Here is an 18,987-nt window from a genome sequence, read left to right on the forward strand (position 1 = left end):
GATGTCAGGCGACCCGGTCGGGAACCGGGCGACCCTCGAAAAAGGCGGTCAGGTTCTCCACCACCTTCATGCCCATCGCCACCCGCGTTTCCTCGGTCGCACTCCCGAGATGCGGCAACAGCACCACGTTCTCCAACCGCTTCAGCGCCTCCGGAACGGCCGGCTCGTCGGCAAAGACGTCGAGACCCGCCCCCGCGATCTCGCGCCTTTCCAGTGCACCGATCAGGGCATCCTGGTCGACGACGTCGCCGCGCGCCGTGTTGATCAGGAACGCGTCGCCTTTCATCGACCGCAGGCTTCGAGCATTGATGAGATGGCGGTTTTCCGCGCCGCCCGGACAGTGCAGCGACACGAAATCAGATGTTGTGAGCACATTGTCCAAAGTTGGCATCTGGACCGCGCCCATGGCGCGCGTCTCGTCGTCATCGACCGGCGACCGATTGAAGAACACGATCTTCATACCGAAGCCGAAATGCGCGCGCCTGGCCGTCGCCTTGCCGATGCGCCCCATGCCGACAATACCCAAGGTTTTGCCCGACACCTTCGCGCCGGCCATATGGGTTGGCGACCAGCCCCGCCACTCTCCGGCCCGCAACTGCCGCTCGCCCTCACCAGTTCGGCGCGCGACAGCCAACAGCAAGCTGAGGGCGAGGTCGGCGGTGCAATCGGTCAGCACGCCCGGAGTGTTGGTCACGACGATGTCGCGGTCGCGGGCTGCCGCGACATCGATATGACTGAAGCCGACGCCGAAATTGGCAATGATCCGGGTGCGGGCGGTGTTCTCGGGAAACACCGCACCAGGCAAGCGGTCGCTGACCGTTGCCAGGATCGCGTCAAAATTCGCGAATGCCGATGTCATAGCGGCAGGGCTCAGCGGCGTATCGCTGGGGTTGAGTGTCGTGTCGAAGCGCTCGGCGAGGATCGCTTCAGCGGGGGCCGGCCATCTCCGAGTGACAATCAAACGCGGTTTCATCGAATTTCCTGGCGATCGATGGGCCGCGATGCATCCGCCGACCCGAAACAGACTTCACATCTTGCGCCATGCGACCGTCAGGCCGCCTTCTTCATCCCGGCCAGGGTATCGGCAACGACCTCCCCGAAGGACGATGGCGTCGGCACGATGACAACGCCGGCCTCTTTGAGGATTTCGACCTTTTCCTGCGCCGACTCGCCGAACGCCGAGATGATGGCGCCGGCATGGCCCATGCGCCGGCCCTTCGGCGCGGAAAGCCCAGCGATGTAGGCGATCAGCGGCTTGCGCATGTTGTCGCGCGCCCAGATCGCGGCTTCCGCCTCCTGCGGTCCGCCGATCTCGCCGATCATGACCACGGCATCGGTTTCGTCGTCCTGTTCGAACAGCTTCAGCATGTCCTTGAAGGACGAACCGTTGATCGGATCGCCGCCGATGCCGACGCTGGTCGAGACACCGATGCCGAGCGCCTTCATCTGGGAGGCCGCCTCATAGCCGAGCGTGCCCGAACGCCCGACGATGCCGACGCGGCCGGGGAGATAGATGCTGCCCGGCATGATGCCCATCAGTGCCTGTCCGGGCGTGATCATGCCGGCGCAGTTCGGACCGATCAGCCGCATGCGGTCCTCGAAACGGTAGCGAAGCATGTAGCGCTTCACCTGCATCATGTCCTGCGAGGGGATGCCGTCGGTGATGCAGACGCATAGCTTTATGCCGGCATCGGCGGCTTCCATGATCGAATCGGCAGCGAAAGGCGGCGGCACGAAGACGATGCTCGCTTCGGCGCGGGTTTCGCGAACGGCGCCCTTGACGGTGTTGAAGACCGGCAGGCCGAGATGCTTCTGACCGCCCTTGCCGGGCGTCACGCCGCCGACGAGCTTGGTGCCGTAGCGCTTCATGTCTTCGGCATGGAAGCTGCCGATCTTGCCGGTGAAGCCCTGGACGATGACCCGCGTGCCGCGGTTGAGCAGGATTGCCATATTTTTCAGCTCCCTCAGCTTGCTTTTTTGAGCATTGCCGAACGCCATGCGGCGACGGCTTTTTCGGCGGCTTCCGCCAGCGTTTCGGCGACGATCACCGCCTCGCCGGAATCGGCCAGGATGCGGCGCCCTTCCTCGACCTTGGTGCCGGCAAGCCGCACCACCAGGGGGACATTGACGCCGACTTCGCGGATCGCCTTGACGACGCCTTCGGCGACCCAGTCGCAACGGTTGATGCCGGCGAAGATGTTGACCAGGATGGTCTCGACATTCTTGTCGCCCAGCACGGCCCGAAACGATTTCGCGACCCGCTCGGGCGAGGCGCCGCCACCGATGTCGAGGAAGTTGGCCGGCTCGCCGCCGGCGATCTTGATCATGTCCATCGTCGCCATGGCGAGGCCGGCGCCGTTGATGATGCAGCCGATATTGCCGTCGAGACCGACATAGGAGAGGCCCCGGTCGCTGGCGAAGGTCTCACGAGGGTCCTCCTGGCTCTTGTCGCGCAGCTCCGAGATTTCCGGCCGCCGGAACAACGCGTTCTCGTCGAACGACATCTTGGCGTCGAGCGCGACGAGGTTGCCGTCGCGCGTCACCACCAGCGGATTGATCTCCAGCATCGAGGCGTCGTAGTCGCGGAACACCTGGTAGCAGCTGAAGATGGTTTCGGTCGCCTTGCCGATCAGGTTCTGATCCAGGCCGAGCCCGAAGGCGATCTCGCGCGCCTGGAAGCGCTGCATGCCGACGCCCGGATCGACCGTGGTCCGGATGATGGAATCCGGCGCCCTCTCGACGATATCCTCGATCTCCATGCCGCCGGCGGCCGACGCCACGATCATGACGCGCTCCTCCTTGCGGTCGAGAACGAAGCCGACATAGAGCTCCTGCGCGATGTCGACGGCCTCCTCGAGGTAGAGCCGCGATATCAGCTTGCCTCGCGGGCCGGTCTGCTGGGTCACGAGCTTGCGGCCGAGCATTGCTTCGGCCGCGTTGGAGATCTCCTCGTCATTGGCGCAGAGCTTGATGCCGCCGGCCTTGCCGCGGGCACCGGAATGAACCTGCGCCTTGAGAACCCATTTGCCGCCGCCGATCTCGCGCGCCCGATAGGTTGCCTGCTCGGGGCTGTAGGCCAGGCCGCCGCGCGGAACATGAATCCCGTGGCGGGCAAGCAGCTCCTTGGCCTGGTATTCGTGAATGTCCATTTTTTGTCCTCCCAAGGGCCTTCAGTGCGTGGCAGCGTGCGCTTGGCCGGCGCGTTCGATTGCTTCGTTGACCACCAGCACATTGCGCGCCATGCGTTCCGACGCCGCGTCGATCATTTTGCCGTCGAGCGCCGCCGCGCCTTTTCCGAGCGCCTCCGCTTCCTTGAGCACTTCCAGGATGCGCCTGGCGCGGACGACCTCCTTTTCAGGCGGCGAGAACACGGTGTTGGCAAGCGCGATCTGCGAGGGGTGGATCGCCCATTTGCCTTCGATGCCAAGTGCCGCCGCGCGCCTTGCCGCCGCCGTGTAGCCCTCGGGGTCCGAGAAGTCGCCGAACGGCCCGTCGATGGCGCGCAGGCCGTAGGCCCTGCAGGCAACGGTCATCCGCGACAGGGCGAAATGCCACTGGTCGCCCGGATAGTCGGGATTGAGACCGCCGATGTTGACGGTGCGTGCCTTGTTGCTGGCGGCATAGTCGGCGACGCCGAAATGCATCGCCTCCAGGCGGCCGGGCGTGGCGGCGATCGCCTCGACATTGGCCATGCCGAGCGCCGTCTCGATGAGGGCTTCGAGGCCGACGCGGGTCTTGTAGCCCTTGGCCATCTCGATCTGGTTGACCATGGCCTCGACCATATAGAGGTCGGCCGGAACGCCGACTTTCGGCACCAGTATGGTGTCCAGCCGGTCGCCGGCCTGTTCCATCACATCGACCACGTCGCGGTACATGTAGTGCGTGTCGAGGCCGTTGATGCGCACCGAAACGGTCTTGCCCTTGGCGCGCCAGTCGATGTCGTTGAGCGCCTGGATGATGTTTTTGCGGGCGCGTTCCTTGTCCGGCGGCGCCACCGCGTCCTCGATGTCGAGGAAGACGAAGTCGGCGGCGCTGTTTGCAGCCTTTTCGATCATCTCCGGGCTCGACCCGGGGACCGCGAGTTCGCTGCGCTGCAGCCTGAGTTTTTTGAGATGGTTGATCGTGTGGCTCATGGTCGCGTTCCTCTCACGCCGCTTCGGCGACAGGTACCTCGGCCGAGGCACGGAAGTGCTGGATGGCCGCGCCGACGCCCGAACCTGGCGCCAGCCGGACGCCGCAATCGAGCAGCGCCATTTCGGCCGCCGACAGCGAGGCGAGCACCATCACCTCGTTCAGCCAGCCGAGATGGCCGATGCGGAAGACCTTGCCGAGCACCTTGTTGAGTCCGCCTCCGAGCGAGGTCCGGTAGCTCTGGTAGGCGCGCTTGACGACGTCGCCGCTGTCGATGCCCTCAGGCACCAGGATGGCGCTGACGGTGTCGGAGTGCCATTTCGGCGCCTTCGCGCAAAGCTTCAGGCCCCAGGCGTCGACCGCCTTGCGCACGCCTTCGGCGAGGCGATGGTGACGGGCGAAGATGTTGTCGAGCCCTTCCTCGGCGATCAGGTCGAGCGAGGCGCGCAGTCCGCGCAGCAGCTGCGTTGCCGGCGTATAGGGGAAATAGCCGGCGTCGTTGGTGCGGATCATGTCCTCGAACGAGAAGAAGCAGCGGCGGTGGGTCGCGACCCTGGAAGCGGCCAGCGCTTTCTTGCTGACCGAGAGGAAGCCGAGGCCGGCGGGCAGCATGAAGCCTTTCTGCGAGCCGCTGACGGCGCAGTCRACACCCCATTCTTCCTGACGGAAGTCGATCGAGCCAATCGACGACACACCGTCGACAAAGAGCAGCGCTGGGTGGTTCGCCGCGTCGAGTATGGCTCGGCAGCCTGCGACATCGCTGGTGACGCCAGTGGCGGTCTCGTTCTGCGTGCAGAAGATTGCCTTGATGCCATGTGCCTTGTCGGCCTTCAGTCTTTCTGCATAGAGGTCGAGCGGCACGCCGGTTCCCCACTCGCAGTCGATCACGTCGACCTCGAGGCCGAGGCGCTCGGCCATGTCGACCCACAGATGCGAGAACTGTCCGAAGCGCGACATCAGCACGCGGTCACCGGGGCTGAGCACATTGGTCATCGCCGCCTCCCAGGCGCCGGTGCCCGACGACGGGTAGATGAAGACGCGGCCGGTTTCGTTCTTGAAGACTTTTTTGATGTCCTCGAACAGCGGCAGCGTGAAATCAGGAAACGATCCGGCGCGCATGTCCTCCATCGGGAGGTTCATCGCTTGCCGGACCTGCTCCGGAATGTTGGTGGGTCCTGGAATAAAAAGGTGGGTGAACCCAGCCATGCGTGAACTCCTCCGAAGTTAGAGATTTGTGGAGGGAGTGTCGTTTGGAAGGCGAGGGGCAACAACACCTTGGTGGGTAAGTTCTCGCCGCGCGCGGGTGGGGCGAGCCTACCCGCTCGGCCTACCCGGTCGCCTTACCCGACAGGCTGCTTGGGACTGCGACGCTTCTCGCTCGAATAGAGCGCGACGGCCATCGCGCGATTGCGGACGTCAAGCTTGTCATAGAGATTCTTGAGGTGATACTTCACCGTATTCTCGGAAATTCCCGTGCGCGTTGCGATCTGAAGGTTGGTCCAGCCGTCGGAAAGCACCGCCAGCAGTTCGCGCTCGCGAACAGTGAGCTGGGCCAAAGGCGTGTCGTTGACCTTGTTGATGTCGATGTAGGGGATGCAGATGCGGCCGTGCGCGACGGCCAGGATCGTCTCGAAGATGATATGCGGATCGTCGAACTGGAAGCAGTAGCCTTGAGCACCGAGTCGCACGCACTGCTTCAAGATGCCGATGTCGTGGTCGTTGGAAAACACCGTGATGCGCACATCGAGCTTGCGGCTCTGGACCTCGGCCAGGACATCCGCACCGTCCATGTCGGCCAGCCTCCAGCCGATGACGGCGACATCGAACGTGGTCTTTCCTGCCAGGTCCAGGAGTTGCCTGCCGCTCTGCACGGCGCTCAGCAATTCGAAACGACCGTCGCATTCCAGCATTTCGCGGAGCGCCGATATGACAAGCGGATTGCGCTCGGCGACAACGACGCGAATGCGTTGCTGTCCTGATGTGGCCTCGTTCGTTCTCGCCGACCTTGCGTTCAAAGGCTTCCGTTCTGGACCGTGTTGCGGGCATGGGCGGATCCGGCCGATGTCCGGACCCTGTGCCATGACAATCGCCGCAACCGCGCAGGAGTGCTCTTTCCCCAGCGACATGCGCTGTCGCGCCATCTGAACCGGTATCCTGTTGGTTTTGACGGGATCGGCATTGTCAGCCCAGGGCTCGGCGATGTCCGCCTCTCGCGAAGTCAGGCCGGTAGGAGAAGCGCGCATTTCGTTTGATATTCCGTGCGTTAGGACCATAGGTTCCCAAATCGAATCGTGTTGCCGCGCGATCCCTGGATTGAGCGGCGAATTCTCCCCAAAAGCGGTTTCCACTTTTGGGTCCGATGCTCTAGACCTGAGACGCACCTTTTCCGGATTGCGATGGCGGGAGGCGCTGATGGAAGGCCAGGACGAACGGACGACCGGCGCCAGGGCCGCTGAAGACGCCCACGCCGATATTTATGGCGAGGATGGCGCCGTCCTTTCGTCCTTCCTTGCCCAGATCGGTGCGGCGATCGCCGACCGCGACACGCTCACGCTCAAGCATGAAGTCGACCACCTGCACCAGTCGGAGCTCGGCGACCTGCTCGAGGCTCTGCATCCCGAACAGCGCCGCGCGCTGGTCGACTTGTTGGGCGCCGATTTCGACTTCTCAGCGCTGACCGAGGTCGACGAGGCGATCCGTATGGAGATCGTCGACAATCTGCCCAATGCGCAGATCGCCCAGGCGGTGCAGGAGCTCGATTCCGACGACGCGGTCTACATTCTCGAAGACCTCGAAAAGGAAGATCAGGACGAGATCCTGTCGCAACTGCCGTTCACCGAGCGGATCAGGCTGCGCCGCTCGCTCGACTATCCGGAAGAGACGGCCGGCCGCCGCATGCAGACCGAGTTCGTCGCGGTGCCGCCGTTCTGGACGATCGGCCAGACCATCGACTACATGCGCGAGGACAAGAACCTGCCTGAGCGCTTCAGCCAGATCTTCGTCATCGATCCGACCTTCAAGCTGCTCGGTGCCATCGACCTCGACCAGATCCTGCGCACCAAGCGCGCGGTCAAGGTGGAAGAGGTCATGCATGAGACGCGACACGCCATTCCCGCCACCATGGACCAGGAAGAGGCGGCGCGGGAATTCGAACAGTATGACCTTCTGTCTGCTGCCGTTGTCGACGAGAACGAACGGCTGGTCGGCGTGCTGACCATCGACGACGTCGTCGACGTCATCCAGCAGGAAGCGGAAGAAGATCTCCTGCGCATGGGCGGCGTCGGTGACGAAGAGCTCTCCGACAGCATCTTTTCGACCTCGCGCTCGCGCGTGCCTTGGCTGCTGGTCAACCTCTTGACCGCATTCCTGGCGGCATCGGTGATCGGCCTGTTCGACCGCACGATCGAGCATATCGTGGCGCTGGCAGTGCTGATGCCGATCGTCGCCGGCATGGGTGGCAATGCCGGCTCGCAAACCATGACGGTCACCGTGCGCGCGCTGGCGACCAAGGATATCGACATCTACAATGCCGGCCGCATCATCCGCCGCGAGATGGGTGTCGGCTTCATCAACGGAATCGTCTTTGCCATCCTGATCGGCATCGTCGCCGCGACCTGGTTCCACGACAACAATCTTGGCGGCATCATCGCCGCGGCGATGATCATCAACATGTTCGCGGCCGCTTTGGCCGGCATCCTGATCCCGCTGCTGCTCGACCGTTTCAAGATCGATCCGGCGGTCGCTTCGGCGGTCTTCGTCATCACGGTCACCGATGTCGTCGGCTTCTTTGCCTTTCTCGGCATTGCCACGTGGTGGTTTGCGGTGCCTTGAAGGCGCATCGTGCCCTCAATTGACTTTTACGTAAATGCCGTGCGAGGCTTGCGCGGGGTGCCATGTCGATTCCGGCTTGGCATGGGTTTGGTTCGGGACAGGAGGGGGTGCCGCATGGCGATCCCCGGGTTCCGGGGTGTGGGAGTGACAATGCGGGAATATTATTCGATCACCGAGCTGACCCGCGAATTCGACGTGTCGACGCGGACGCTGCGCTTCTATGAGGACGAGGGGCTGGTGCAGCCGGTGCGGCGCGGCCGCACGCGGCTGTTTCGCCCGTCCGACCGCCACCTCATTCGCCAGATCATGCGGGGAAAACGGCTCGGCTTTTCGATCAATGAGATCCGCGAGATCATCCAGATGTACAAGGAGCCGCCCGGCGAGGTCGGTCAACTCAAGCTGATGATCAAGCGCATCGAGGAAAAGCGCGAGGACCTGCGGCAGAAGCGCCGCGACCTCGAGGAGACGCTGGCCGAACTCGACCAGGCTGAGGAATCCTGCGTCGAGCGGCTCGTCGAACTCGGCGTCAACACCTAGCGCGTTCAAATCCAGCGCCGCACTCTTTTGGCGTAATCCCGGTATTTCTTGCCGAATTTCGCCGCCAGCACCTTTTCCTCGCCCTCGATGGCGATCTTTTGCGTGGCATAGGCCGCGATGAAGGCGAGCGGCAGGAACCATACGATCCCCGAGACAAAGGCGACGCCGATCAACAGCAGCGTGTTGGCCAGATACATCGGATTGCGGGTGATGCCGAAGGGGCCCGTGGTAACCAGGTGATCGGGCACCGCGTTGGGATTGAGCGTGGTCTTGGCCCGAATCATGGTGCGGATCGCGGTGAACCAGAGTGCCGCGACGCCGAGCAGGGCCACCCAGCCGGCGGCGAACAGGATATCGCCCAAAAGGTCGCCAATCCAGGGCAGGGGATAGAGCAGGCCGAGTGCGATGCTGATGGCGATGGCAGCAACGTAGATCACCGGCGGCCACGGTATGAGCCCTGCCTTCGGCTGGTTCTCGGTCATTTGACCCCTCCCTCCGTCATCTTGTCTTCGGTCTTGGCGGTGCACATACCGGCGAGATCGGATATATGCGTCTTCCATTCGGCAGTCTGGTCGTTGTTGTAGAGCCGATCAAGTGAGGCTTCGCTCTCGAGCGTGTCGAGCATGCAGACACAGTAGCTCGAACAGAATTCGGTGTCGCGCGACTGCTCGCAAGACAACTGGCAGGTCTTCAGGAAGTTCACCTGCGGGGTTTCGACCTTGGCCGGCATGACTTGCGCGAACAGCCACACACAGCCGATCAAAAGCGGCTGGTGGATCAGGTAGAAGGCCAGGCTGTGGCGGCCGATGAAGACCAGCGGGTTGGCCCAGCGGCCGGGTGTCAATTCGGCAAGCCGGGCCAGCAGGCCCGAAGCGGAGGCGAGTTTAGTTACCGCGATGCCTGCAAGTACGGCGCCGAACCACGGAAACAGCGGAACGTAGTCGTTGGAACGGGGATTGATCGCCGACAGGCCGATCCACCACAGCCACGGATGGTCGAAGGCCTCGAAGCGCAGATAGACGGGCGCTGCGATGACCAGCACTGCCACAAGCAGCGTCAGCAGCGCCGGCAGCCGCAGGAAGGCGAGGCCGAGCAGGCTGGCCAGCGCGATCTCGTGCAGGATGCCGAAGAAGATAAAACCGTCCGGGGTGGCAATGCGGGTGACAACCGAGATGGCGATCGCCGCTCCCGCGACCATGGCGAAGCGCCTCCAGAAGCCGTTCCAGCGGATTTGCCGGCCATGGGCGAGGCACAGGCTGACGCCGACCAGGAACAGGAAGGTCGAGGCGATGCAGCGCGCGTAGATCTTCCACCAGCCGAAGGCGGTGAGGCCCGGGTCGGTATAGCCGAAGAATTCCAGGTCCCAGGTGAAATGATAGCTCGCCATGGCGATGAGCGCGATGCCGCGCACGATGTCGATGGCGACGATGCGCTTCGGTCGATCCTGAACGGGTGCGGTCGGCGTGTGGATGCTCATGGTCTCGTATTTCTGATTCAGCCCCGCAAGACGACTATCACGGTTGCCCCGGACAAAAGAAGGCCGGCAGCTTCGGCAGACGCTGGATCAGGCGCCGCTTTAGGCCAGCGTCGGAAAGCCTTTGGCCGACTTCGCTTTTGCCGGATAGGCGTCGGTTTCCTGTTACCCGCGCAGGAATCACCACGGCAGATTTGACCCGCTGATTCTGCTTTGGGGAAGCAATGTCCACCCATGTGCGCCACCCGGTCTGGCTGCCGGCCTTGCGGCCGGCCGACGCGCGCACCTTCGCCTCGCTCTATGCGGTCGAATCCTTCGCCCGCGCCACGGTGTCGAGCGTCATCCCGATCCAGGCCTACGAGATCCTGCATAACGAGCAGATCGTCTCGATCCTCTACACCATCGTGGCGATGCTCGGCCTGTCGGTAACGCTGTTCATGCCGATGCTGATCCGCCGCTTCGCCCGGCGCTGGGTCTACACGGCCGGCGCCTGCCTGCTGGCCATCGGCTCGCTGTTCTTCGTCACCCATACGCTTGCCGGACAATTGGCCGGCATGCTGTGCCGCGTGATGGGCGCCAGCGCGCTGTCGATCACGCTCAACCTCTACATCATGGACCACATCCGCAAGACCGATTTCATGCAGGCCGAATCACTGCGCATGGCGTGGTCGATGTTGGCCTGGACCGGCGGGCCAACGCTCGGCATCTTCCTCTACACGCGCTTCGGCATCTACGCCGCGCATGGTGCGGTGGCGGTGTTCGCGCTGGCCTTGCTGGCGCTGTTCTGGACCTATCGGCTCGGCGACAACCCATCGATCCGCCCTGGCAAGACGCGGCCGGCCAATCCGCTCGCCAATATCGGCCGCTTCGTCGCCCAGCCCAGGTTGCGGCTGGCCTGGCTGATCGCCTTTGGCCGCTCCTGTTTCTGGACGACGTTCTTCGTCTACGGGCCGCTGTTCATGGTCATCACCGGCGAGGGCAAGCTGGCCGGCGGTCTTTTGGTTTCGGCCGGCAATGCGCTGCTGTTCATGGCCATCTTCTGGGGCAAGGCGGGCAAGCGCTTCGGTGGCCGCCGGACGATGACATTTGCCTATTTCGCCATGTCGGCCATGCTGCTGGCGGCGGGTGCGGTCGGCCAAACCGTGCCGCTGCTCACCGGGGCCTTTCTGCTCTGCGGCGCTTTCTTCACCATCGCGCTCGATGCACTGGGCTCGACCGCCTTCATGCGCTCGGTACGATCCTATGAAAGGTCGCAGATGGCTGCGGTCTACCGGACCTATCTCGACTTTTCCGAACTGACGCCGCCGCTGGTCTATTCGGTGGTGCTGGCGTTCTTCGGGCTGGGCTCGGTGTTCGTCACGCTCGGCCTGCTGGCGGCGGTCTGCGGCTTCGTGACGTGGCGATACCTGCCGAAATCGCTGTGATCATCAGGGCTTGGGGGTAGCCGCTGCGTGCCGTTCGCGGATCCAGTTGTGGAAGCGGTGCAGGTCGTACTCCTCGGGCATCAGCACGCCGGCCGCGTGGCGCATCGAGCGCAAGCCTTTCTGGTTGACCTCGCAGATCCCTGCATCCTCCTCCAGCACCTGTTTGCCGAAGGCGACGATGTTGTCGATGTCGGTTGCATCAAGCGCCTCGGGCGCAAACAGCCATTCGGCGACAAGCTCGGTCTGCTCGGGGCCAAGCGGCACCAGCCGCACGGTCCTGATATAGTCGACATGCCCGACGATGAACATCGACGGCAGGTTGGTGGCGTAGGTCTGGCCGGCGGCGCGTTCGGCTGATGTGAGGCCGGTGAAGACCGGCCCATGCGCCTGTCCGTCGCGCGACCATGTCTGCGCGCCGGCGCGCAGGCCGCCGGAAAACTCCGGCGCGTCATTGTCGGCGTGGCGGGACCATTCGGGATCGTCATGGCGACCCATCAGGCCGCGGCCATAGATCGGCACCAGCCGCGACAGGTCCTTGTGGACGCCCGGACAATGCAGGCACTCGTTGAAGTTCTCCCAAAAGACCTTCCAGTTGCAGTTCATCACCTTGCGCAGCACATGGCCGGTAACAAGCGTTTCCAGCGGCCAGTTGCTGAGACTGCCGGACGCTGGATCGAAGGATGTTTCCGCCGAGCCGGCGGCGTCCTCCTGCAGATTGACGAAGACAAAACCGCGCCACACCGAGAGTGCCACGCGATAGAGCGGATGATTTGCCTTGTCGAAGCCTTCCGGCAGCGATTTCGACGGCACGCGCACGAGATCGCCGCGCAGCGAATAGGACCAGGCATGGTATGGGCAGGTGATGAGCCGAGCCTTCAGCCGGCCTTCGCTTTCCTGGCAAAGCTGCGAGCCGCGATGGCGGCACGTGTTGTGGAAGGCGCGCAGTTCGCCGGTTTCGTCTCGGAGCACGACGATTTCCTGCGTGCCGACGCGGAAGGTGCGGAATGAAAGCGGCTGCGCAAGGTCGGCCTGGCGGCAGACGAGCAACCAGCTTTTGTACCAGATGGCGTCGAGATCGCGCTGATAACTGTCCGCATCCCAATAGGCCGACGATGGCAGCGTCGGTTCGGCCCGGGTCAGGCCGTTGTAAGGATCGCGCTCGCTGGCAATGGGCTGCATGGCTGGCTTCCTGTGGATTTGTCAGCCGACACCCGACCATGGGAATTGTCAATTGTTGTGCCGGAGAACCGATTTATCTGCATGGCGCAATCGCGCTGGTTGTCGGCGGAATTTGGTTTGCCGGTCGCGGCGATTTTCCCTATAGTCGCGTTGTCGTCGGTTCCGTTTGGAGCCAAGAGGGAATGCGGTGCGGGCGGACTTGTTGGCCCAATGCCGTGGCTGCCCCCGCAACTGTGTGCGGTAGTCCTCTCCATATGCCACTGAAGGTTTCTCTTCGGGAAGGTGGGGAAGGGCGCTGATCCGCGAGCCAGGAGACCTGCCGGCGACAGGAAACTGACTTCGATGCCCTCGGGTGGAGGGTGAAAGGACAAAACATGACTACCGCTTCCGTCTCCCTCGGCGCCTCCGTCTCCTCGCAGTCGCGCTTCATGCAGCTTGCACTGGTGGCGCTGCTCGGCATCTTCGTCGTCGGCTTTGTCGGCTTCTCGCATATCGATGCGGTCCACAATGCGGCTCACGACTATCGCCATTCGATGGCGTTTCCCTGCCACTGACGAGGATTTGACATCATGAACCTGTTTCGCAACGTCGTGTTCATCGCGGCGATCGCAGGGCTCGTGGCCGGCGTCGTTCTCGCCTGCCTGCAGGCCTATGCCACCGTGCCGCTGATCCTCAAGGCGGAAGTCTACGAACAGGCCGGCGGCGGCCATCACCATGACCATGCCGCTCCGGCCGCAACCGATTCCAGCGCAATGAGCACAGCCGCTCCGGCGGGGAATGCGATGAGCTCTGCCGCCCCGGCGCCGGCGGAAGCAGCCGCTCCGGCGGCGGAAGACGAAGGCTGGGCGCCGGCCGACGGTTTCGAGCGTTTCGCCTTCAGCGTGGTTGCCAATATCGTCACCGGAATCGGTTTTGCGCTGATCCTGGTCGCGGTTTCCGAATTCGCCGGCGGCATCGGCAATTGGCGCCAGGGCGTGTTCTGGGGTCTGGCAGGCTTTGCCGTGTTCACGCTGGCACCGGGCCTCGGCCTGCCACCGGAATTACCCGCGATGCCGGCGGCCGATCTCACGCAGCGCCAGATCTGGTGGTGGGCGACGGTGGTGGCGACCGCGGCTGGTCTCGGCCTGATCGCGTTCCGCAAGTCGCTGCCGCTTGCGATCCTTGCCGTCCTGCTGATCGTCGCGCCGCATATTGTCGGCGCACCGCAGCCCGACAGTTTCGAGACGCCGATCCCGGAAGGCCTGCACCACCAGTTCGTGGTGGCGGTTACGGTGACCAACCTGGTGTTCTGGCTGGTGCTCGGCGCCGTCGTCGGCGTGGTGCGCGGCCGCTTCACCGGCACCGCGACCAGCCTGCGCGACAGCTTTGCCTGATCGCAGCAAGCTGACCTTCATCATCGGCGGTGCGCGCTCCGGCAAGAGCGCGCATGCCGAAACCCWGGCGACGGTTCTACCCTCGCCATGGACCTATATCGCCACGGCCCAAGCCTATGATGACGAAATGCGTGAGCGTATCGCGTTGCACCGCTCGCGGCGCGGCGAGGGCTGGGCGACCATCGACGCACCGCTCGATCTCGCCGGCACGCTTGAGGCCCTGCCGGACGACCGGCCGGTGCTTGTCGACTGCCTGACACTGTGGCTGACCAATCATATGCTGGCCGAACACGACCTCGACCTTGAGTGCCGTCGGCTGGCGGACGTGCTGTCGCGGCCGCGCGGGCCCTGGTTCGTCGTGTCCAATGAAGTCGGCCAAGGGATCGTGCCTGACAACGCGCTGGCGCGCCGTTTTCGCGATGCCGCCGGTCGGCTCAACCAGCTGGTGGCCGCTGTCGCCGATACGGTGCTGCTGATGGTGGCGGGGCTGCCGCTCAAGGTGAAATGAAATGACCGATATCGACAACAAGACCGACCGGGATGAAGAACGCCACCGCGCCAAGATGGCCAAGCGCAAGGCGGTGCAGGATGCCGAGGTGGCGGCAAAGACGATCGAGAAGGGGCTGCTGATCGTCAACACCGGGCCGGGCAAGGGCAAGACCACCGCCGCCTTTGGTCTGGCGCTGCGGATGCTCGGCTACGGCAAGCGTGTCGGCGTCGTCCAGTTCATCAAGGGCAAATGGCACACCGGCGAGAAGGATGCCTTCGCCGCCTTTGGCGACCGCGTCGTCTGGCACGCCATGGGCGAGGGGTTCACCTGGGAAACCCAGGATCTGAAGCGCGACATTGCCGCAGCCGAAGCCGCATGGGCCAAAGTGCTCGAACTGATGGCCGATCCATCGATCAGCCTGCTGGTGCTCGACGAACTGAACATCGCGCTGCGCTACGATTATCTCGATCTCGACAAAGTGGTTGCGGCGCTGAAGGCGCGGCGCGAGGGCCTGCACGTCGTCGTCACCGGCCGCAACGCCAAGCCGGCAATGGTCGAGGCGGCCGATCTCGTCACCGAAATGGGTGTAACCAAGCACCATTTCTCGGCGGGCGTGAAGGCGCAGCAAGGCATCGAGTTCTGATAGCCTTAACCAGCAGGCCCGATTACGCGACGATGACGATTGCCGAGACCAAACCGAACAGCGCGATCAGCAGATAATCGGCGACACGATAGAGTTTCAGCGCCTGCCTGATGTCGATGCTGTCGGCTTCGCGGCGGCCGCCTTCGCCCATGAAGACGTCATCGACCAGCACGCCGCCGTAGCTGCGCGGCCCGGCGAGGGCCAGGCCGAGCGCGCCGGCCATCGCCGCTTCGGGCCAGCCGGCATTGGGCGAGCGGTGTTTTTTCGCGTCGCGCCACACGGCATGCCAGGCGTTTTTCGCATCAGCACCCCTGACGAGGAATGCGGCCAGCACGATCAACAGCGCCGTCAGCCGCGATGCCGGCAAGTTGATCCAATCGTCGAAGCGCGCCGCCGCCCAACCGAACGCTTCATGGCGCGGGGTGCGGTGGCCGATCATCGAATCGGCGGTGTTGGCTGCCTTGTAGGCAGCGCCTCCTGCCAGCCCGCCGACGCCGGTCCAGAAGGCGGGAGCAACGATGCCGTCGGAAAAATTCTCGGCCAGGCTCTCGATCGCCGCGCGGCTGACACCGGCCCGGTCCAGCGATTCGGGATCGCGGCCGACGATGCGCGAGACGGCGATGCGTCCAAGAGCAAGGCCACCTGTGTCGAGCGCGTCGGCCACGGCCTCGACATGCTCGTAGAGGCTCTTCTGCGACAGAAGCGATGTCGCCAGAAGGGCGGCAACGATCAATCCCATGGGAACGAACCAGAGCAGGATCTGCACGCCGAGCCCGATCGCCGCCGGCACCAGCACGATGACCAACAGCGCCTGGACACCACGCTTGCGACGCAGCACGTCGGGATCAGTGGCGCGGTTGAGCCGGCCGTCGAGAAAGGATATCAGCCTGCCGAACCACGTCACCGGATGGCCGATGGCGCGAAACAGCCAGTCCGGGTAACCCAGGACGAATTCAGCGGCCAATGACAGGAAAGCGATCAGGATTGACATGAAGCTTCTTGATGGGGCGGCGGTGGACCATGGTGGAAGTCTCGGCCGGGCGAGGGCGCTTTTCCCCAACGCGCCGCAGCCTTTCGTCGACCTCTCGACCGGTATCAATCCGCACTCCTACCCGCTTTTCGAGTTGCCCGCCACCACCCTGTCGCGGCTGCCGGAGGCAGCGCGTGCCAGCGAGCTGGTCGAGATCGCGGCGAGCGCCTATGGCGCGCCTTCGCCAGCCAACCTTGTCGCGGCACCCGGCACGCAGATCCTGTTGCCGCGCGTCGCATCGCTGATCGCGCCCGGCAAGGCGCTGGTGCTGGGTCCGACTTATGCCGAACATGCGCGGGCAGCGGCGATCGCCGGGCACGCGGTGACGGAGGTCGGCGATTTCGAAGGATTGGCGGAAGCCGACCTTGCCATCATCGTCAATCCCAACAATCCGGATGGGCGCATCATAGAGCGCGACAGGCTGCTGGCGCTAGCCGCAGGGCTGCGCGCCAAGGGCGGGCTGCTGGTCGTCGACGAGGCGTTCATGGATGTCGGCCCGCGCGAGCACAGCCTTGGCGGCGATGTCGGTCAGGGCGGCATCGTGGTGCTGCGCTCATTCGGCAAGTTCTTTGGCCTGGCCGGGCTGCGGCTCGGGTTTGCGCTTTCCGATGCGGTGACGGTCGGCCGGCTGGACACACAATTCGGACCATGGGCCGTCGCCGGCCCGGCGCTGGAATACGGCATTCGCGCGCTTGCCGACCTTGAGTGGCAGGACGCGATGCGGGCATCCCTTGCGGAGGCATCGGCACGGCTCGACGCGCTGTTCGGCCGCTTCGGCGCTGCTGTCGCGGGCGGCACCACATTGTTCCGCTATCTCCACTTGCCCGACGCCGCCGACCTGTTCGCCACACTTGGCGAGCGAGGCATCCTGCTGCGCCATTTCGCCGACCGTCCTGGCGTCTTGCGCGCCGGCCTGCCGGGGAGCGAGGTGGAATGGCAGCGGCTCGAATCCGCTCTTGCCGAATGGGCGCCGCGGCGCAAGGATCGATCGAAGGGTTCGAAACAATGATCCATGTCTGTTCGCTGGCAAAGGTCGAGGAAACGGTGGCAAGGACCGGCGCCGATCACTTGCTGTCGTTGCTCGCCGCCGGAACCGACGTTGTGCGCCCGGCCTCGATCAGCCGGGAAAACCATCTGCATCTGGTCATGCACGACATTGCGGTGGCGCAGGACGGCATGACCATGCCGGGCGAGGAGCATGTCCGCAACCTGCTCGATTTCGCGCGCCGATGGGACCGGGCAAAGCCGATGGTCGTGCATTGCTATGCCGGCATCAGCCGCTCGACCGCCTCGGCCTACATCATCGCCGCGGCATTGGCACCGAAGCGCGACGAAGCCGAACTGGCTCAGACGCTGCGGACGCTGTCTCCCTCAGCGACGCCCAACCCGCGGCTGATTGCGGTGGCCGACCTCCTGCTCGACCGCAACGGCCGCATGATCGAGGCGATCCAGGCGATCGGGCGCGGCGCCGACGCTTTTGAAGGAGCGCCCTTTGCGCTGAAGATCGACCTCTAGGACATGTTGATATTCAGGTGACCTGCCCTGAGACGGGAGTGCTATTTCAGCCAGTCGGCAAGCTCTGCCTTACGCACATCGCGCAGCAGGCTGATGAAACCATCGGCCTGATGTTCTGATGTCAGCCGGCCTTTCTCGGCCGTGGCGATGCTGGCATCGCCGACCACGCCATTCGGGTTGAGATCGCTGGCGATCCAGGCAAAGGCATGGGTGCCGGTGTGGCGCAGCAGCGAAAATTCCTTTTCAGCCTTCGCGACATTGGAAACGAAATTGTCGGCCTTGCCCATGTCGACGAGATCTGGCCGGAAATGCAGCATCAGCGACGTCTCGACATCGCCGCCATGGATGCCGTGACGGTCCTCGATTTCGGTGTACATGCCCGCCGGGCGGCCAAAGCGCTGCCAGCTGGTCTTCACCGCCAGCATGTTTTCGCGCACGCGCAGTTCGCGCGTGACGATGCCCATGATCTCTTCATTGCCGCCATGCGAATTGACGACGATCAGCTTGCGCACGCCGGCCCGTGCGATCGACAGGCCAATTTCGGTCCAGGCGTCGACCAGCGTCGTTGCCGGCAGGGTGAGGGTGCCCGGTGCGTGAAGATGCTCGTTCGACTTGCCCACCGCCTGCACCGGCAGGATGCGGATGTCGAGATCGTCTGGAAGGCGGGCAATCACTGTGTCGAGCATGCCGTTCATGATCGCAGTGTCGGTCGAGACCGGCAGATGCGGACCATGCTGCTCGATCGCCGCCAGCGGCAGCACGGCGATCGTCGCCTCCGGGTCGATCGAGGCGTATTCGGTCGTGCGGTAGTCGCCCCACCACACGCGTTTGTTTGCAACGGTCATGTCACGCCTCTTCGATAATAGGTCAGACCTAGCGCGGCAAGCGCGGCCTGTCGATCACCCAGCCGCGATGGCCTCGACCTCGACCTTGAATTCAGGCCGGGCGAAACCCGAGACGATCATCAGCGTCGAGGCCGGCGCCGGGCTGGAAAACAGCCGGTCGCGGACATCCATATAGGGTCGCAGGTGCGCGCGGTCGGTGACGTAGGCGTTGATGCGGACGATATCCTGCAGCCCCAAACCGGCCTCTCCGAGCACTGCCGCGATGTTGCGGAAGCAGAGTTCGGCCTGTGCGCCGGCATCTTCCGGTATCTGGTCGTCCGCCGTGATGGCGACCTGGCCCGAGCACAGCACCAGCCGCTTGCCGGCGGGCACCTCGACGCCGTGGCTGTAGCGGGCAAAGGGTGGCTTTATCGACTTCGGGGTGAGGAACTTGAACATGGCAATCTCCGGTTCGCCGGTAGCCTAAGACCGGATGCACCATACCTTCAAGATGGCGGTGCATGTCGCTGGGGCGA

The 18,987-nt window shown here is 64.0% G+C and carries 21 protein-coding genes and 1 riboswitch; of the genes, 9 read left to right on the plus strand and 12 right to left on the minus strand.

Annotated elements, in window-relative coordinates; translation table 11 throughout:
- Positions 1-4 precede the first annotated feature (4 nt).
- The 6 genes from AC1DZP_RS28615 to AC1DZP_RS28640 all read right to left on the minus strand — a co-directional run bounded on the left by AC1DZP_RS28615 (position 5) and on the right by AC1DZP_RS28640 (position 6,095).
- Positions 5-973 carry a 2-hydroxyacid dehydrogenase gene (locus tag AC1DZP_RS28615; protein ID WP_477307045.1) on the minus strand — a complete coding sequence of 323 codons (969 nt, stop codon included), beginning with the start codon at positions 971-973 and terminating at the stop codon, positions 5-7.
- A 77-nt stretch (positions 974-1,050) separates the two neighbouring features.
- Positions 1,051-1,950: a succinate--CoA ligase subunit alpha gene (sucD, locus tag AC1DZP_RS28620; RefSeq protein ID WP_095087264.1), complete on the minus strand. Its 900-nt coding sequence runs from the start codon at positions 1,948-1,950 to the stop codon at positions 1,051-1,053.
- A 14-nt stretch (positions 1,951-1,964) separates the two neighbouring features.
- Entirely contained in the window at positions 1,965-3,149 is a 1,185-nt protein-coding gene (locus AC1DZP_RS28625) for a malate--CoA ligase subunit beta (protein ID WP_477307047.1), read from the minus strand.
- A gap of 21 nt (positions 3,150-3,170) precedes the next feature.
- Positions 3,171-4,133, minus strand: coding sequence for an HpcH/HpaI aldolase/citrate lyase family protein (locus AC1DZP_RS28630; RefSeq protein ID WP_477307049.1), 963 nt, complete (start codon positions 4,131-4,133; stop codon positions 3,171-3,173).
- Between the two features lie 13 nt (positions 4,134-4,146).
- A complete protein-coding gene (locus tag AC1DZP_RS28635) occupies positions 4,147-5,337 on the minus strand; it encodes an aminotransferase class V-fold PLP-dependent enzyme (protein WP_477307051.1) in 1,191 nt (396 codons plus the stop codon).
- Between the two features lie 134 nt (positions 5,338-5,471).
- The gene (locus tag AC1DZP_RS28640; RefSeq protein ID WP_095087975.1) at positions 5,472-6,095 is read right to left on the minus strand and encodes a response regulator transcription factor; all 624 of its coding nucleotides are present in this window, start codon (positions 6,093-6,095) and stop codon (positions 5,472-5,474) included.
- Between the two features lie 448 nt (positions 6,096-6,543).
- Here AC1DZP_RS28640 and mgtE point away from each other — a divergent pair, with 448 nt between their 5' ends.
- Positions 6,544-7,962, plus strand: a complete 1,419-nt coding sequence (gene mgtE, locus AC1DZP_RS28645) for a magnesium transporter (protein ID WP_477307053.1) — start codon at positions 6,544-6,546, stop codon at positions 7,960-7,962.
- A gap of 150 nt (positions 7,963-8,112) precedes the next feature.
- Positions 8,113-8,499 (plus strand): MerR family transcriptional regulator, encoded by a 387-nt coding sequence (locus AC1DZP_RS28650; RefSeq protein ID WP_006203215.1) that lies wholly within the window; start codon positions 8,113-8,115, stop codon positions 8,497-8,499.
- Positions 8,500-8,504: 5 nt separating this feature from the next.
- Here the strand turns inward: AC1DZP_RS28650 and AC1DZP_RS28655 are convergent, their stop codons facing one another.
- A complete protein-coding gene (locus tag AC1DZP_RS28655) occupies positions 8,505-8,981 on the minus strand; it encodes a methyltransferase family protein (RefSeq protein ID WP_184873484.1) in 477 nt (158 codons plus the stop codon).
- A complete protein-coding gene (locus tag AC1DZP_RS28660) occupies positions 8,978-9,976 on the minus strand; it encodes a heparan-alpha-glucosaminide N-acetyltransferase (RefSeq protein WP_477307056.1) in 999 nt (332 codons plus the stop codon). The genes AC1DZP_RS28655 and AC1DZP_RS28660 overlap by 4 nt, the downstream gene beginning before the upstream one ends.
- A 221-nt stretch (positions 9,977-10,197) precedes the next feature.
- Between AC1DZP_RS28660 and AC1DZP_RS28665 the strand changes: the two genes are divergently transcribed.
- On the plus strand, positions 10,198-11,397 hold the full coding sequence (locus AC1DZP_RS28665; RefSeq protein WP_477307058.1) for an MFS transporter: 1,200 nt from the start codon (positions 10,198-10,200) through the stop codon (positions 11,395-11,397).
- A gap of 3 nt (positions 11,398-11,400) precedes the next feature.
- Here AC1DZP_RS28665 and AC1DZP_RS28670 read toward each other — a convergent pair whose 3' ends face one another.
- Positions 11,401-12,576, minus strand: coding sequence for an aromatic ring-hydroxylating oxygenase subunit alpha (locus AC1DZP_RS28670; RefSeq protein WP_477307060.1), 1,176 nt, complete (start codon positions 12,574-12,576; stop codon positions 11,401-11,403).
- Between the two features lie 140 nt (positions 12,577-12,716).
- Positions 12,717-12,914, plus strand: a riboswitch (cobalamin riboswitch).
- A 36-nt stretch (positions 12,915-12,950) separates the two neighbouring features.
- On the opposite strand from AC1DZP_RS28670, the gene AC1DZP_RS28675 reads away from it, so the two are divergent.
- The 4 genes from AC1DZP_RS28675 to cobO are packed head-to-tail and all read left to right on the plus strand — an operon-like array spanning position 12,951 to position 15,082.
- Entirely contained in the window at positions 12,951-13,130 is a 180-nt protein-coding gene (locus AC1DZP_RS28675) for a CbtB domain-containing protein (protein WP_095087280.1), read from the plus strand.
- Between the two features lie 15 nt (positions 13,131-13,145).
- On the plus strand, positions 13,146-13,949 hold the full coding sequence (locus AC1DZP_RS28680; protein WP_095087281.1) for a CbtA family protein: 804 nt from the start codon (positions 13,146-13,148) through the stop codon (positions 13,947-13,949).
- Positions 13,942-14,457 (plus strand): bifunctional adenosylcobinamide kinase/adenosylcobinamide-phosphate guanylyltransferase, encoded by a 516-nt coding sequence (gene cobU / locus AC1DZP_RS28685; RefSeq protein ID WP_477307062.1) that lies wholly within the window; start codon positions 13,942-13,944, stop codon positions 14,455-14,457. The genes AC1DZP_RS28680 and cobU overlap by 8 nt, the downstream gene beginning before the upstream one ends.
- Before the next feature lies 1 nt (position 14,458).
- On the plus strand, positions 14,459-15,082 hold the full coding sequence (gene cobO, locus AC1DZP_RS28690) for a cob(I)yrinic acid a,c-diamide adenosyltransferase (RefSeq protein ID WP_095087285.1): 624 nt from the start codon (positions 14,459-14,461) through the stop codon (positions 15,080-15,082).
- Between the two features lie 22 nt (positions 15,083-15,104).
- Here the strand turns inward: cobO and cbiB are convergent, their stop codons facing one another.
- Complete coding sequence (cbiB, locus tag AC1DZP_RS28695) at positions 15,105-16,073, minus strand: adenosylcobinamide-phosphate synthase CbiB (RefSeq protein ID WP_477307064.1); 969 nt, start codon at positions 16,071-16,073, stop codon at positions 15,105-15,107.
- Between cbiB and cobD the strand changes: the two genes are divergently transcribed.
- Positions 16,072-17,121 carry a threonine-phosphate decarboxylase CobD gene (cobD, locus tag AC1DZP_RS28700; RefSeq protein WP_477307066.1) on the plus strand — a complete coding sequence of 350 codons (1,050 nt, stop codon included), beginning with the start codon at positions 16,072-16,074 and terminating at the stop codon, positions 17,119-17,121. The genes cbiB and cobD overlap by 2 nt on opposite strands.
- Positions 17,118-17,627 carry a tyrosine phosphatase family protein gene (locus tag AC1DZP_RS28705; RefSeq protein WP_477307068.1) on the plus strand — a complete coding sequence of 170 codons (510 nt, stop codon included), beginning with the start codon at positions 17,118-17,120 and terminating at the stop codon, positions 17,625-17,627. Before cobD ends, AC1DZP_RS28705 begins: the two co-directional genes overlap by 4 nt.
- Positions 17,628-17,668: 41 nt before the next feature.
- On the opposite strand, the gene AC1DZP_RS28710 is transcribed toward AC1DZP_RS28705, so the two are convergent.
- Positions 17,669-18,472 (minus strand): creatininase family protein, encoded by an 804-nt coding sequence (locus tag AC1DZP_RS28710; protein WP_457150509.1) that lies wholly within the window; start codon positions 18,470-18,472, stop codon positions 17,669-17,671.
- 54 nt (positions 18,473-18,526) lie between these two features.
- On the minus strand, positions 18,527-18,910 hold the full coding sequence (locus tag AC1DZP_RS28715) for a RidA family protein (RefSeq protein ID WP_140778289.1): 384 nt from the start codon (positions 18,908-18,910) through the stop codon (positions 18,527-18,529).
- Positions 18,911-18,987 lie beyond the last annotated feature (77 nt).

The sequence above is a fragment of the Mesorhizobium sp. P2_F8 genome (assembly GCF_056403655.1).

Coding starts and splice junctions, on each gene's coding strand:
- AC1DZP_RS28615 (WP_477307045.1), bottom strand. CDS start 973: ATGAAACCGCGTTTGATTGTCACTCGGAGATGGCCGGCCCCCGCTGAA.
- sucD (WP_095087264.1), bottom strand. CDS start 1,950: ATGGCAATCCTGCTCAACCGCGGCACGCGGGTCATCGTCCAGGGCTTC.
- AC1DZP_RS28625 (WP_477307047.1), bottom strand. CDS start 3,149: ATGGACATTCACGAATACCAGGCCAAGGAGCTGCTTGCCCGCCACGGG.
- AC1DZP_RS28630 (WP_477307049.1), bottom strand. CDS start 4,133: ATGAGCCACACGATCAACCATCTCAAAAAACTCAGGCTGCAGCGCAGC.
- mgtE (WP_477307053.1), top strand. CDS start 6,544: ATGGAAGGCCAGGACGAACGGACGACCGGCGCCAGGGCCGCTGAAGAC.
- AC1DZP_RS28650 (WP_006203215.1), top strand. CDS start 8,113: ATGCGGGAATATTATTCGATCACCGAGCTGACCCGCGAATTCGACGTG.
- AC1DZP_RS28655 (WP_184873484.1), bottom strand. CDS start 8,981: ATGACCGAGAACCAGCCGAAGGCAGGGCTCATACCGTGGCCGCCGGTG.
- AC1DZP_RS28660 (WP_477307056.1), bottom strand. CDS start 9,976: ATGAGCATCCACACGCCGACCGCACCCGTTCAGGATCGACCGAAGCGC.
- AC1DZP_RS28665 (WP_477307058.1), top strand. CDS start 10,198: ATGTCCACCCATGTGCGCCACCCGGTCTGGCTGCCGGCCTTGCGGCCG.
- AC1DZP_RS28670 (WP_477307060.1), bottom strand. CDS start 12,576: ATGCAGCCCATTGCCAGCGAGCGCGATCCTTACAACGGCCTGACCCGG.
- AC1DZP_RS28675 (WP_095087280.1), top strand. CDS start 12,951: ATGACTACCGCTTCCGTCTCCCTCGGCGCCTCCGTCTCCTCGCAGTCG.
- AC1DZP_RS28680 (WP_095087281.1), top strand. CDS start 13,146: ATGAACCTGTTTCGCAACGTCGTGTTCATCGCGGCGATCGCAGGGCTC.
- cobO (WP_095087285.1), top strand. CDS start 14,459: ATGACCGATATCGACAACAAGACCGACCGGGATGAAGAACGCCACCGC.
- cobD (WP_477307066.1), top strand. CDS start 16,072: ATGAAGCTTCTTGATGGGGCGGCGGTGGACCATGGTGGAAGTCTCGGC.
- cbiB (WP_477307064.1), bottom strand. CDS start 16,073: ATGTCAATCCTGATCGCTTTCCTGTCATTGGCCGCTGAATTCGTCCTG.
- AC1DZP_RS28705 (WP_477307068.1), top strand. CDS start 17,118: ATGATCCATGTCTGTTCGCTGGCAAAGGTCGAGGAAACGGTGGCAAGG.
- AC1DZP_RS28710 (WP_457150509.1), bottom strand. CDS start 18,472: ATGACCGTTGCAAACAAACGCGTGTGGTGGGGCGACTACCGCACGACC.
- AC1DZP_RS28715 (WP_140778289.1), bottom strand. CDS start 18,910: ATGTTCAAGTTCCTCACCCCGAAGTCGATAAAGCCACCCTTTGCCCGC.